Origin of the sequence: Gemmobacter megaterium (assembly GCF_900156815.1) — a bacterium.
In the GTDB taxonomy this organism is placed as follows: domain Bacteria; phylum Pseudomonadota; class Alphaproteobacteria; order Rhodobacterales; family Rhodobacteraceae; genus Wagnerdoeblera; species Wagnerdoeblera megaterium.
This window is the reverse complement of record NZ_FTOT01000005.1, coordinates 140,647-153,402: the sequence shown is the minus strand read 5'-3', so window position 1 is coordinate 153,402 and position 12,756 is coordinate 140,647. Positions and strand designations below refer to the sequence as shown.

Below are 12,756 nucleotides of genomic sequence, written 5' to 3'. Positions count from 1 at the left end.
GATCCGCAGGGCGCTGCGCCGCGTAGTCCGGACACATCATCAGGAGGCGGCACAATGCGACTGGCATGGACGGCGGCACTGGTATTCTGGGCCGGATCGGCAATCGCGCAGGACACGGCACCGGGCGCGGGGATTCGCGCCGTTATCGGCAATCAGATCACGGCTTTGCAGGCGGATGATTTCCCGATGGCCTTCAGCTATGCCGCGCCCGGCATCAAGCGATTGTTCGGCACGCCAGAGCAGTTCGGCGCCATGGTGCGCCAGGGCTATCCGATGGTGTATCGTCCGGCTGACATCCGTTGGCTGCCCCTGCGCGAGACCGGGGGCATGATGGTGCAACGGGTGATGATCCGCGATGCCGAGGGCCGGGTGCACTTTCTCGACTATGAGATGAGTCCCTCTGACGAGGGCTGGCAGATCAACGCCGTGCGCCTGTTGCCACCGCAAGGCGCTGGCGCCTGAGCCACCGGGCGCGCGGGGCATTTACCGCGCGGAAACCTTCATCGTGATAGCCCTGTGCAGGTCAGGGCAGCCGTCCGGCGTTTTTTCCACCCGAGGAAAACGGCGCACGGCCCTGCCCATGGTCATCGCGTCGGCCGGTTGGTCTGCATGTGCGGGGCGATGCAGGACACGAGGTTTCACGCGATGAACAAGGCGATCACCGACGGGCTGGTACTGCGGCCCACCCCTTTTTCTGCCGGGCTTTCGCTCTGGTCTTCGGGCGATGGAACGCCCGGTTCCACCAGCTATGACGGTGCCGCGAACGCGGCCTTTGTCGCGGCGGATCAGGATTTCGGCGGTTGCCTGGAGCTGATCAAGACCGCGAATACCCAGCGCCTGCGCTATATGGTGCAGACGCCGTTTCAGCCGGGAATGTATCTGCAACTTACCGTGCGGCTCAAGGTCGTGTCGGGTGCGCTGCCCGGCGCTCGTGTGTCCTGCCTGCCCATCAACGCGGGCGGATCCGTCGTGCCGGGCCTGCCGTGGGTGACGGACAGCGTGGCGTTCAGCAGCTATGGCGAGGTGCTGACCCTGCGCGCGATCATCGGATCCGGCGCCCGTCAGGGGGTCGATCTGGTCTGGGGCACGGCGCCGGTTGCGGCGCATGTCGGCATAGATCTGACGGGTGCCAACGGGGGCGTGGTACGCATCGACGATTTTGTCGTCGAGGATGTGACGGATGTCTTCCATCGCAAGCTGATGCCCTGGGTCGATGTGCGCGATCATGGCGCGCTGGGCGACGGGACGACGAACGATCTGTCTGCCTTTGCCGCCGCCGATGCGGTGGCCGTGGCGGCGGGGCAGTCGGTGCTGATTTCGGCGGGCGTGTACCGGCTGAACGGCAATTTCACCTTTTCCGCCCCGGTGATGTTTGAAGGGACCATTGTGATGCCTGCCGCCAACCGGCTGGCGCTGACCCGCAACTTCGACCTTGAAAGCTATGCGGCAGCCTTTGGCAGCGAAACCGAGGGGCTGAAGCGCGGGCTTCAGGCGCTGTTCCATTTCAGCGATCATGTGTCCTTTGATCTCAACGGGCGGTCAGTGAACGTGACCGAGCCGATTCCGGTGGCCGAGAATGCCGGGGTCGCAGGCGCCTCTTTCGTGCAGCGCCGCGTGCTGGACAACGGACAGCTTGTGGCGGTGGCGGGCCCGGCCTGGGCGCCGGGTGTTGTCACGTCGCAGGCGACCTATGCGACCTCCAGCCCCTATCAGCTGTCGGGGGTGGCGAATGTGGCCAATATCGAAGTGGGTGCACTGGTCACGGGCACCGGCGTTGCGCGCGAGACCTATGTGCGGTCCAAGAATGTGGCCGCCGGAACGGTCGAACTGAGCCTGCCCCCAGGTGCACAGGGCGGAACGCGCACCTATACCTTCACCCGGTTCCGCTATTTGCTGGATTTCTCGGGGTTCGGCCGGCTCGACCGTTTCGAGATGACCAATGTGGAATTCCTCTGCAACAGCACGGCCAGCGCGATCATGCTGCCGCCCTCGGGCATCACGACGCGGATTCACGGATGTTCGTTCGACCGGCCCAAGGATCGTGCCATCACCTCGATCGGCACCGGATGCCAGGGGCTGATGGTGGACGAGTGCAATTTCCTGTCCAGTGAAATGCCGGTGGCGGTGCAGGACCGCAGCAGCGTGGGCATCAACGTGAACGCCAATGACGTGAAGATCCGCGACAACCGCGCAGTGCGGTTCCGGCATTTCGTGGTGATCCATGGGTCGGGCCACATGTTCGTGGGCAACCACTGGTTCCAGGGCGACGGGGCGCAACCCGGCGTGCGCACCGCCGGGGTCGTGATGACGGGGATCAACGTCAAGACCCTGTTCACCGGCAACTATGTCGACAACAGCTTTCTCGAGCTCACCAACGAACGCGAACCCGACCCGGACTGGAACAACCAGTTCAGCTTTGGCGGGATCACCATCACCGGCAACATCTTTACCACCATCGGGGCCATGAGCAGCTTTGCCTGGATCGTGGTGACGCCGCGCGGATCGGGGCATTACCTGCAAGGCGTCTCGATCACCGGCAACACCTTCCGCACCATGAGCGGCAATATCGACCGGGCGGAAAAGGTGGACACCACCTGGGCAGATCTGAACTACACGCGGTTTCGCAATGTCACGGTGCACGGCAACAACTTCAATGGTGTGACTGCGGGATGCTACAACCCGGTCACGGTGCGCCACGACCAGAACAGTGCCGCCAGCGCCTGGACGGTAGAGGCCGGGACCAACCTTGCCTTTGGCGGCCATGCGCGTGTCGTGACCGGCGTTGTGCCCGGCGGGCCGGTGTTGCAAGGCGCTACGCAACGCTATGACATGCCTTGGGTGCAGACCGAACAGGGCAGTTCAAAGCAGAACGTGCTGGTGCGCTGGCCGGTGGCGGTGACGGGCACGGTCTGGGTGACGGTGCGGGCCGACAACCCGGTGTGAGCGCGGCAAGGGGTCAGGGGGGGCGTGCGTCCGCCCCCCCTGACCCGTTCCGGGCCATGCATCCCCAAGGATACCCGGATCGGGGCGGGCGCGGCGGTGTCGTGGTGGTGTTGCAGGGCCATGCGATGGGGGGTTGCCGCAAGGCGCCCTGACGGTGCATCTTGGGCGACCAGTTTCGAAGGCTTGTATCGTGACCGATCTTCAGACCCCTCCCGCCCAGACTGCCGAGAATTTCATGGATGCGCGCGCCGCAGTGGCGCGGCTGAAGGCGCTGTATGCCGAGGCGACGGGCTTTTTGCTCGAACAATTCGCGGCCAGCCTCAAGGGCCGGCCTGCCGGGCGCGTGCGGGCCTATTACCCCGAGATCCGGTTCACCGTCACCAGTTTCGACCGGATCGACAGCCGGCTGGCCTTTGGCCATGTGGCCGAGCCGGGGGTCTATGCCACCACGGTCACGCGGCCGGATCTGTTCGACAATTACCTGACCCAGCAGCTTGACCTGCTGCTGCGCAACCATGGCGTTCCTGTCCAGATCGGCGTGTCGGAAACGCCGATCCCGCTGCATTTCGCGGTGGCCCATGCCGGAACGGTGACGGTGCCGCAGGAAGGTGTGCTGGAGTTCTCGTTGCGCGATGTGTTCGATGTGCCGGATCTGGCGACCACGAATGATGACATCGTCAATGGCGACCGGCTGCACCACCCCGATGGATCGCGCCCCCTCGCGGCCTTTACCGCGCAGCGGGTGGATTATTCGCTTGCCCGTCTGTCGCATTACACCGCGACCGATGCCGGCCATTTCCAGAACCACGTGCTGTTCACCAACTACCAGTTCTATGTCGAGGAATTCGAGGCCCGCGCCCGCGCGGCGCTTGCATCACCGGAAGGCGGCTATACCGCCTTTGTCGGTCCGGGCAATCAGGTGATCACCACGCCGGACGGCGAGATGCCGGGGCTGTCCAAGCTGCCGCAGATGCCAGCCTATCACCTCAAGCGGGCTGACGGGCAGGGGATCACGCTGGTCAATATCGGGGTGGGGCCGTCGAATGCCAAGACGGCGACCGACCATATCGCGGTGCTGCGCCCCCATGCCTGGCTGATGGTGGGGCATTGCGCCGGGCTGCGCAACACCCAGCAACTGGGCGATTTCGTGCTAGCCCATGCCTATCTGCGCGAAGATCATGTGCTGGATGCCGATCTGCCGGTCTGGGTGCCGATCCCGGCGCTGGCCGAGATCCAGATCGCGCTGCAAGAGGCGGTGGCCGAGGTGACGCGGCTTGATGGTTACGAGCTCAAGCGCATCATGCGCACCGGCACGGTGGCCACCATCGACAACCGCAACTGGGAGTTGCGCGACCAGTCGGGGCCGGTGGCCCGGCTGTCGAAATCCCGCGCCATCGCGCTGGACATGGAAAGCGCCACGATTGCCGCCAATGGCTACCGGTTCCGGGTGCCCTATGGCACGCTGCTGTGCGTCTCGGACAAGCCGCTGCACGGTGAATTGAAGTTGCCCGGCATGGCGACAGAGTTCTACCGCACCCAGGTCGGGCGGCATCTGGAAATCGGGATGCGCGCGATGGAACGGCTGCGCGAGATGCCGCTGGAACGGATCCACAGCCGCAAGCTGCGCAGTTTCGACGAGACGGCATTCCTGTGATTGCAGGAAAATCGGCGCGAAAGCGCGCATTCCATGCCTTTCGGGCTTGAACTGATCCGCGAAAACCTGTGTAGCGCATCGGTGGCCCGACACTCGGGGCAATCACGAAATCCTGGACCAACCGGGACCGAACCAAGGATGCAGCCAATGTCCAAACCGATGACCAAGACCCAGCTCGTCGCCGCTGTCGCCGAAGCCATGGGCGCCGACCGCAAGACCGCGACCGCCGCACTGGATGCCATGGCCGATGTCGTGGCGCGCGAAGTCGCCGCCGGCGGCACCGTGACCCTGCCGGGGATCGGCAAGATCGCCTGCAAAGAACGCCCCGAGCGTCAGGTGCGCAACCCCGCCACCGGCGAGATGGTGACCAAGGCCGCTGACAAGCAGGTCAAGATTGCGGTCGCCAAGGCGCTGAAAGACAGCGTGAACGCCTGATAGGGTCTGGCCGCCTCCGTCTGGTTACAGGGGGCGGCCTTTTTCGTGGCGCGATTGTCGCCGCGCCATCGCCCGTGCGGCGATACCGCCCCTGGCACACTGCCTTTGGGGCCATGCCTTCCCCGGCGCCAGTCTGCGATACTCCGGTCACGAATCGCCTTCGGGCCTTTGCTGCGGAGTTTGCCATGCGTCGTCTGTCATTTGTGATGTGTCTTGCCCTTGCCGGTCCGGCCGCAGCCCAGGAAGTGGGGCGCGTCGGGGTGGACTGGATCGGCAATGATGTAGTGATCGAGGCCATCGACGACCCTAAGGTGCAGGGCGTCACCTGCCATATCGCCTATTTCGACCGTTCGCTGATCGACAGGTTGAAGCAGGGCAACTGGTTCGAGGATCCGTCGAACGCGGCCATCTCCTGCCGCCAGACCGGCCCGATCGTGCTGGGCGACATCGACCGCGGCCGCAACGGCGAGCGGGTGTTTTCCGAAAGCCGGTCGCTGGTGTTCAAGAGCCTGCGGGTGACGCGGATTTATGACGAGGCGCGGCACACCCTGATCTACCTCAGCCATGCGAATGAGTTGGTCGAAGGCTCGGCCAAGGTGGCGATCTCGACCATCCCCATAGCCGCGCAGCCCTGAACAGAGCCGCCGCCGCAAATGTCTTGAGGATTGGAGCGGGTAGCGGGAATCGAACCCGCCCCATCAGCTTGGAAGGCTGAGGCGCTACCACTACACCATACCCGCGAGCGCCCCTGTCAGATACAGGGGCCTGCGGGGCAGATCAAGGGGGGAACGTGGCCTTGGCGGGATTGTCCTCTGCGCTGCGAGGATCGCCGGATCGGGGCCGCGCGGGGGTTTCGCGGCCGCATTGCCCGCCGGTCTGTGGCCGGCATCTGCCGACAGGGCAGGCGGGTGTTTGCAGATTGCTACATCGCCGGGCGTTTTGGGCTTGATTGCTTGTTCGGCGGGCGGATGATGGGCGGCAGGCAATCGTGCCGCCTTGTGGCATCTGTGACCCCCGGCAGGGCTGCTATCCAAGGATGAAACAAGACCGAAGCCCCGAAAGAGAGCCATGTCGATCAAGGCCGCCATCCATCACCTGACGCATTACACCTATGATCGCCCGGTGATGCTCGGGCCACAGGTCATCCGGCTTCGGCCAGCGCCGCACAGCCGCACGCGGGTGATCAGCCATTCGCTGAAGGTCAGTCCCGGCGGGCACTTCGTGAACCACCAGCAGGATCCCTATGGCAACTGGCTGGCGCGCTTTGTCTTTCCCGATCCGGTGACAGAGCTGAAGATCGAGGTCGATCTGGTGGCGGACATGTCGGTCTACAATCCCTTCGACTTCTTTGTCGAAGAGGCGGCGGAGGAATGGCCCTTCGACTATCCGCTGGATGTGCAGGACGATCTGTCGATCTACCGCAAGGCAGAGCCGCTGGGGCCGGACTTCGATGCCTATCTTGCCAGGATTCCGCGTATCAGGACGCGGACGGTGGATTTTGTTGTCGGCCTGAACCGGGATCTGTCCAATCACATCACCTATCTGATCCGCATGGAACCGGGCGTGCAGACCCCGGACGAAACGCTGGCGCTGGGGTCCGGGTCGTGTCGGGATTCCAGTTGGCTGCTGGTGAATATCCTGCGGCATCTGGGGTTTGCCGCGCGTTTCGTGTCGGGCTATCTGATCCAGTTGAAACCCGACCTGAAGGCGCTGGACGGCCCAAGCGGGACCGAGGTGGATTTCACCGACCTTCACGCCTGGGTCGAGGTCTATCTGCCGGGCGCGGGCTGGATCGGGCTGGATCCGACCAGTGGCCTGATGGCGGGCGAAAGCCATATCCCGCTGGCCGCCACCCCGCATTACCGCAACGCGGCGCCCATCGTGGGCGGCTTTTCCGCGGCGGGCACGCCCAAGGTTGACTTTGACTTTGACATGAAGGTGATGCGGGTGGCCGAACATCCGCGCATCACCAAACCGTTCAGCGACGAGTCGTGGCAGCAGCTGAACGCGCTTGGCCAAAAGGTAGACGAGGCGTTGCGGATCGGGGATGTGCGGCTGACCATGGGCGGCGAGCCGACCTTTGTCTCCATCGACGATTTCGAAAGCGACGAATGGAACACCGCCGCCGTCGGCCCGACCAAGCGCGACCGCGCCGATGTGCTGATCCGCCGTCTGCGCGACAGGTTCGCACCGGGTGGTTTCCTGCATTACGGACAGGGCAAGTGGTACCCCGGCGAAACCCTGCCGCGCTGGACGTTCAGCCTGTACTGGCGGGCAGATGGCGCGCCGGTCTGGAGCAACCCCGATCTGATCGCGGCCGAAGGCGTGGATCAGGGCGTCAGCGCCCTGGATGCGCAGGAATTGCTGCGCGAGATGGCTGCGGAACTGGAAATTCCCGAAGAGAACATCCTGCCCGCCTACGAGGATCCGGCCGAGTGGCTGGTGAAAGAGGCGAAACTGCCCGAGAATGTGACGCCAGAGAACTCCCGGCTCGACGACCCCGAGGAACGCCACCGCATTGCCACGGTCTTTGATCGCGGCCTTACCCATCCGGTCAGCTTCGTTCTGCCGGTCCAGCCCTGGATGGGGCGCGACGGGCGGCGGAAATGGTATTCCGAACGCTGGCGGCTGCGCCGCGGGCGGATGTTCCTGGTGCCCGGTGACAGCCCGGCAGGGTATCGCCTGCCACTGGGCAGCCTGCCTTGGCTAAACCCCTCGCAATATCCCTATGTCAATCCGATGGACCCGACGGTCGAGCGGCCGGATCTGCCCGAGACGCCGACGATCGACCCTCAGCGCAAGACGCAGGCAATGGCCTCGTTCGTGCCGTCGCCTGCCATGTCGGGGTTCGTGCCCCAGGTGCCGTCAGAGCTGGAGGGTTCGGTGCGAACCGCGCTGGCGGTCGAACCGCGCGACGGGCGGTTGTGCGTGTTCATGCCGCCCGTGACCACGCTGGAGGACTATCTGGATCTGCTGCGCGTTGCAGAAGCCGCGGCGACCCGGCTGGGGCTGAAGGTGCATATCGAGGGCTATCAACCCCCGCAGGATCCGCGCATGAACGTGATCCGTGTGGCACCGGATCCCGGTGTGATCGAGGTGAACATCCATCCTGCGCGGTCCTGGGACGAATGCGTCTCGATCACGCAAGGCGTCTATCACGAGGCCCGCCAAACCCGGCTGGGCGCCGAGAAATTCATGATCGACGGCCGGCATACCGGGACCGGCGGCGGCAACCATGTGGTCGTTGGGGGCGCCACCACGATGGACAGCCCGTTCCTGCGCCGCCCCGACCTGCTGAAATCGCTGATCCTGCACTGGAACCGGCACCCGTCGCTGTCCTATCTGTTCTCGGGACTGTTCATCGGGCCGACCAGTCAGGCCCCCCGTATGGACGAGGCGCGGCACGATTCGTTGTACGAGCTGGAGATAGCCCTGTCGCAGATCCCGGCTCCGGGGCGGGGCGAGGCGCCGCTGCCCTGGCTCACCGACCGGCTGTTGCGCAACCTGTTGACGGATGTCACGGGCAACACCCATCGGGCGGAAATCTGCATCGACAAGCTGTATTCCCCGGACGGCCCGACGGGGCGGCTGGGGCTGGTGGAGTTCCGCGGCTTCGAGATGCCGCCGGATGCCCGCATGAGCCTTGCGCAGCAACTGCTGTTGCGCGCGCTGATCGCGCGGTTCTGGGCGGTGCCGGCGCAGGGGGATCTGGTGCGCTGGGGCACGGCGCTGCATGACCGCTTCATGCTGCCGCATTATGTGTGGGAGGATTTCCGCGATGTCCTGGCCGATCTGCGCCAGCACGGGTTCGATCTGAAAGAAGAATGGTTCGTCGCCCAGGCCGAGTTCCGGTTCCCCTTTTGCGGCGAGGTGGAATATGACGGGGCGCAACTGGAACTGCGTCAGGCGTTGGAACCCTGGCATGTGTTGGGCGAAACGGGCGCCATCGGTGGCACGGTGCGCTATACCGACAGTTCCACCGAACGGTTGCAGGTCCGCCTGCGGACTGCGAACCCCGGCCGCTATACCGTTGCCTGCAACGGGCGCGAGGTGCCGCTGGCGCAGGTGGCGAACGGCGTTTCCGTGGCCGGGGTGCGCTACAAGGCGTGGGAACCTGCAAGCGCGATGCACCCGACGCTTGCCGCCCAGACCCCGCTGACCTTCGACATCCACGACCGCTGGTCCGGTCGGGCGCTTGGGGGGTGTGTCTACCATGTCGCGCATCCGGGAGGGCGCAACTACGACACCTTCCCTGTCAACGGCAACGAGGCCGAGGCGCGACGGCTGGCGCGGTTCGAGCCGATGGGCCACAGCCCCGGCTGGCATCCGGTCGGGGTGGAACGGCGCCATCCCGAATTCCCGATGACGCTTGACCTGCGGCGGCCGATCGGCATCTAGTCCGGCATATGGACAGGACGGCGCAGGACAGGTCTGGGGGTGGCGCCCCCGTCAGCCGTGATCGCGGGCTGGCGGCCTATCGCCCCTTGCCCGGCGTGCCCGATGAGCTGGTGTCGGCGGATGGCACGCTCCGTCCGCTTTGGCGACCGCTGATCAGCCAGTTGCAACGCCTCGACGACGAGGAACTGGCCCGTGCATTGGGCCGCGCCGATCAGTATCTGCGCGATTCCGGGGTGTTCTATCGCCAGTATGGCGCGGGGCAGTCGGTCGAGCGGCCCTGGCCACTGGCGCATTTTCCCGTGCTGATCGACGAAGGCGACTGGGCGCGGCTGTCCGCCGCGCTGATCCAGCGGGCCGATCTGCTAGAGGCGTTGATGGCCGATCTTTATGGCCCCAACCGCATGGTCGCCCAAGGGCATCTGCCACCGGCCCTGATCACGCAGAACCCCGAATGGTTGCGGCCCATGGTCGGGGTGCCACCCCGGTCGGGACATTACCTGCATTTTGTCGCCTTTGAACTCGGGCGTGGCCCCGATGGGGGCTGGTGGGTCCTGGCCGACCGCACGCAGGCGCCATCCGGCGCGGGCTATGCGCTGGAAAACCGCGTGGCGACCAGCCGCGCCTTTTCCGACGTGTTCGAAGGCCAGAACATTCACCGTCTTGCCGGGTTCTTCCGCGACTTCCGCGATACCTTGCTGGCGATGCGTGCCGACCGCGATGCGAATGTGGCCATCCTGACGCCCGGCCCGTTGAACGAAACCTATTACGAACAGGCCTGGCTGGCGCGCTATCTGGGCTTTGCGCTTGTGCAGGGCGAGGATCTGGCGGTCGAGAACGGGCAGTTGATGCTGCGCACGGTTTCGGGGCTGCGGCCGCTGGATGTGCTGTGGCGGCGGCTGGATGCGGGGTTTGCCGATCCGCTGGAACTGGACCCCGCATCGCGCATCGGCACGCCGGGGATGGTGTCGGCGCTGCGGCAGGGCGGGGTGACGATGGTGAATTCGCTGGGCTCCGGCGTGTTGGAAACGCGGGCGCTGATGGCGTTTCTGCCCACGCTGGCGCCGCATCTGGTGGGCGCGCCGCTGGCCATGCCGAACATTGCCACCTGGTGGTGCGGTTCGGCGGCGGAACGGGCGGCGGTGCTGGCAGACCCTGCGCGCATGGTGCTGTCCCCGGCGCTTGGCACCGGCCTGCCCTATGACCGGCAAGGCGAAACCGAACTGGCCGCCGACCTGCCGCGCGACGATCTGGCGCGGCGGCTGGAAACCGGCGGTGCCGCGCTGGTTGCGCAAGAGGCGGTGACGCTGTCGACCACGCCCGCCTTGCTGGATGGCCGGATCGCCCCCCGCCCCATGAGCCTGCGGGTGTTTCTGGCGCGCACCGCCACGGGCTGGCAGGTGATGCAGGGCGGCTTTGCCCGCATCGGCGCGGCGGCCGATCCGATGGCGCTGGCGATGCAGCGTGGCGGGGCTGCGGCGGATCTGTGGATTGTCAGCGGGCAGGATGTGCCCGCGATTTCCATGGTGGCCAGGCCGTCAGGGCCCTATCGGCGGTTGGCGCCGGGGGCGCTGCCGTCGCGCGCGGCGGACAATCTGTTCTGGCTGGGGCGGTATGTCGAACGGGTGGAAGGCGTCGTCCGGCTGCTGCGCGCCCGCAATGTCCGGCTGGCCGAAAGCGGGCGGGCGGCGGCGCCCCTCTTGGCGGCGCTGGATCCGATTGCCGAAAGCTATGGCGTCGATCCCCAGGAGGGGATCCCCCAGGGCCTGATCGACACGCTGGCCGCCGCGATTTCCAGCGCAGGCCAGATCCGCGACCGTTTCTCCCCCGATGGCTGGTCGGCGCTGGCCGATCTGGACAAGACCGCCCGCCGCATGGCCCATCGTGTGGCGCCAGGCGACGATGCGGCGCGGGCGCTGTCGGCATTGCTGCGCAAGCTGGCAGGATTCTCGGGGCTGGTGAACGAGAACATGTACCGCTTTCTGGGCTGGCGCTTTCTGACCATCGGGCGCCAGCATGAACGGGCCATGGCCATGACAGGGCTGTTGGCAGCCCTGGCCGACGAGGCGGCGCCCCACGGCGCGCTGGATCTGTGTGTGGAACTGGGCGACAGTGTGCTGACCCATCGGCGGCGCTTTACCATGGGCACACGCCGGGAAACCGTGATCGACCTGCTGGCGCTCGATCCGATGAACCCCCGCTCGATCCGTCATCAACTGGACGGCATGATGGCACAGGTGCAGATGCTGCCGGGCGCGGCCGATCATGGCCAGTTGTCGGATCTGGGCCGTGCGATGCTGCGCTGTCAGGCCGAAGTGGCCACCGAAACCCCCGAAACCCTGACCACCGAGGCGCTGGAGACGTTGCGGAGCCGCATCGCGCAGTTGTCCGATCTTGTGACAGGGGCGTATCTGCGGTGACGCTGTATGCCTTGCGCCTTGCGATCCACTACGAGTTTGATCGCCCGACCGGGGCGGGGCGGCAACTTTTCCGCATTCTGCCCGCCGACGTGCCGGGGCTGCAACGCCTGCATCTTGTCCGGGTGATGCTGTCGCCCGCCCCCGCCGAGCGGGTGGAGTTCACCGATTTTTTCGGGACCAGGGTGATCGAGGTGGCGATGCCACCGGGCCTGACCACATTTGACCTGGTGCTGGAGGCGCGGGTGGAGCGCGAGGTGCCGGACCCCGAACTGGATATGTCGCCGCCGCCCGCCGCGCTGGTCGCCGAGATTGCGGCCTGCCGCGATGTGGCCCATGCCTCGCCGCATCACTTTCTGGCTCCGTCGCGCCGGATTCCGGCGATGCCTGCCGTGGCCCGCTTCGCGGCCTCTGCGGTCAGGGGTGCGCCGACGGTGCAACAGGCGATCGTGCGTCTGGGGCAGGCGCTGCATCGCACGATGACCTTCGATGCCAAGGCAACCCTCGTGGACACCCCGCCGGACCAGGCCTTTGCGCAACGGCGCGGGGTCTGTCAGGATTTCGCGCAGATCATGGTGGGGGGCCTGCGCAGCCTGGGCATTCCGGCGGCCTATGTCGCGGGCTATCTGCGCACGCTGCCGCCTGCGGGCCAGCCCCGGCTGGTGGGCGCCGATGCCATGCACGCCTGGGTGCGCGCCTGGGCCGGGGAAAAGGCGGGTTGGGTGGATTTCGACCCGACCAATGCCTGCCTTGTGCGGGGCGACCACATCGACGTGGGCTTTGGCCGTGACTATGACGATGTCGCCCCGGTGACGGGCATGTTGCGGCTGGATGGCAGTCAGACCGGCAGCCACAGCGTTGACATCGAGGCGCTGGACGGCCCCTGATCGCGCTTGCGGTCCATGCCATGGC

At 65.9% G+C, this 12,756-nt stretch carries 8 protein-coding genes and 1 tRNA gene; 8 read left to right on the top strand and 1 reads right to left on the bottom strand.

The genetic code is table 11. The features are described 5' to 3' along the window. Positions 1 to 54: 54 nt before the first annotated feature. The 5 genes from BW970_RS12985 to BW970_RS12965 all read left to right on the top strand — a co-directional run bounded on the left by BW970_RS12985 (position 55) and on the right by BW970_RS12965 (position 5,667). The gene (locus BW970_RS12985; RefSeq protein WP_076531999.1) at positions 55 to 462 is read left to right on the top strand and encodes a DUF4864 domain-containing protein; all 408 of its coding nucleotides are present in this window, start codon (positions 55 to 57) and stop codon (positions 460 to 462) included. Positions 463 to 621: 159 nt separating this feature from the next. Then, a complete protein-coding gene (locus BW970_RS12980) occupies positions 622 to 2,943 on the top strand; it encodes a right-handed parallel beta-helix repeat-containing protein (RefSeq protein WP_229740519.1) in 2,322 nt (773 codons plus the stop codon). A 190-nt stretch (positions 2,944 to 3,133) separates the two neighbouring features. After that, a complete protein-coding gene (locus tag BW970_RS12975) occupies positions 3,134 to 4,597 on the top strand; it encodes an AMP nucleosidase (protein WP_076531995.1) in 1,464 nt (487 codons plus the stop codon). 147 nt (positions 4,598 to 4,744) lie between these two features. Further along, entirely contained in the window at positions 4,745 to 5,032 is a 288-nt protein-coding gene (locus BW970_RS12970) for an HU family DNA-binding protein (RefSeq protein WP_076531993.1), read from the top strand. Positions 5,033 to 5,217: 185 nt separating this feature from the next. Next, positions 5,218 to 5,667 (top strand): CreA family protein, encoded by a 450-nt coding sequence (locus BW970_RS12965; RefSeq protein ID WP_076531991.1) that lies wholly within the window; start codon positions 5,218 to 5,220, stop codon positions 5,665 to 5,667. 31 nt (positions 5,668 to 5,698) lie between these two features. On the opposite strand, the gene BW970_RS12960 is transcribed toward BW970_RS12965, so the two are convergent. Further along, a tRNA-Gly gene (locus BW970_RS12960) sits at positions 5,699 to 5,772 on the bottom strand. A 328-nt stretch (positions 5,773 to 6,100) separates the two neighbouring features. Between BW970_RS12960 and BW970_RS12955 the strand changes: the two genes are divergently transcribed. Genes BW970_RS12955 through BW970_RS12945 form a run of 3 tightly spaced genes read left to right on the top strand, consistent with a single transcriptional unit; the run spans position 6,101 to position 12,731 of the window. Further along, positions 6,101 to 9,430, top strand: a complete 3,330-nt coding sequence (locus BW970_RS12955) for a transglutaminase family protein (RefSeq protein WP_076531989.1) — start codon at positions 6,101 to 6,103, stop codon at positions 9,428 to 9,430. A gap of 8 nt (positions 9,431 to 9,438) precedes the next feature. After that, a complete protein-coding gene (locus BW970_RS12950) occupies positions 9,439 to 11,847 on the top strand; it encodes a circularly permuted type 2 ATP-grasp protein (RefSeq protein ID WP_076531987.1) in 2,409 nt (802 codons plus the stop codon). After that, complete coding sequence (locus BW970_RS12945; protein WP_229740520.1) at positions 11,844 to 12,731, top strand: transglutaminase family protein; 888 nt, start codon at positions 11,844 to 11,846, stop codon at positions 12,729 to 12,731. Before BW970_RS12950 ends, BW970_RS12945 begins: the two co-directional genes overlap by 4 nt. Positions 12,732 to 12,756 lie beyond the last annotated feature (25 nt).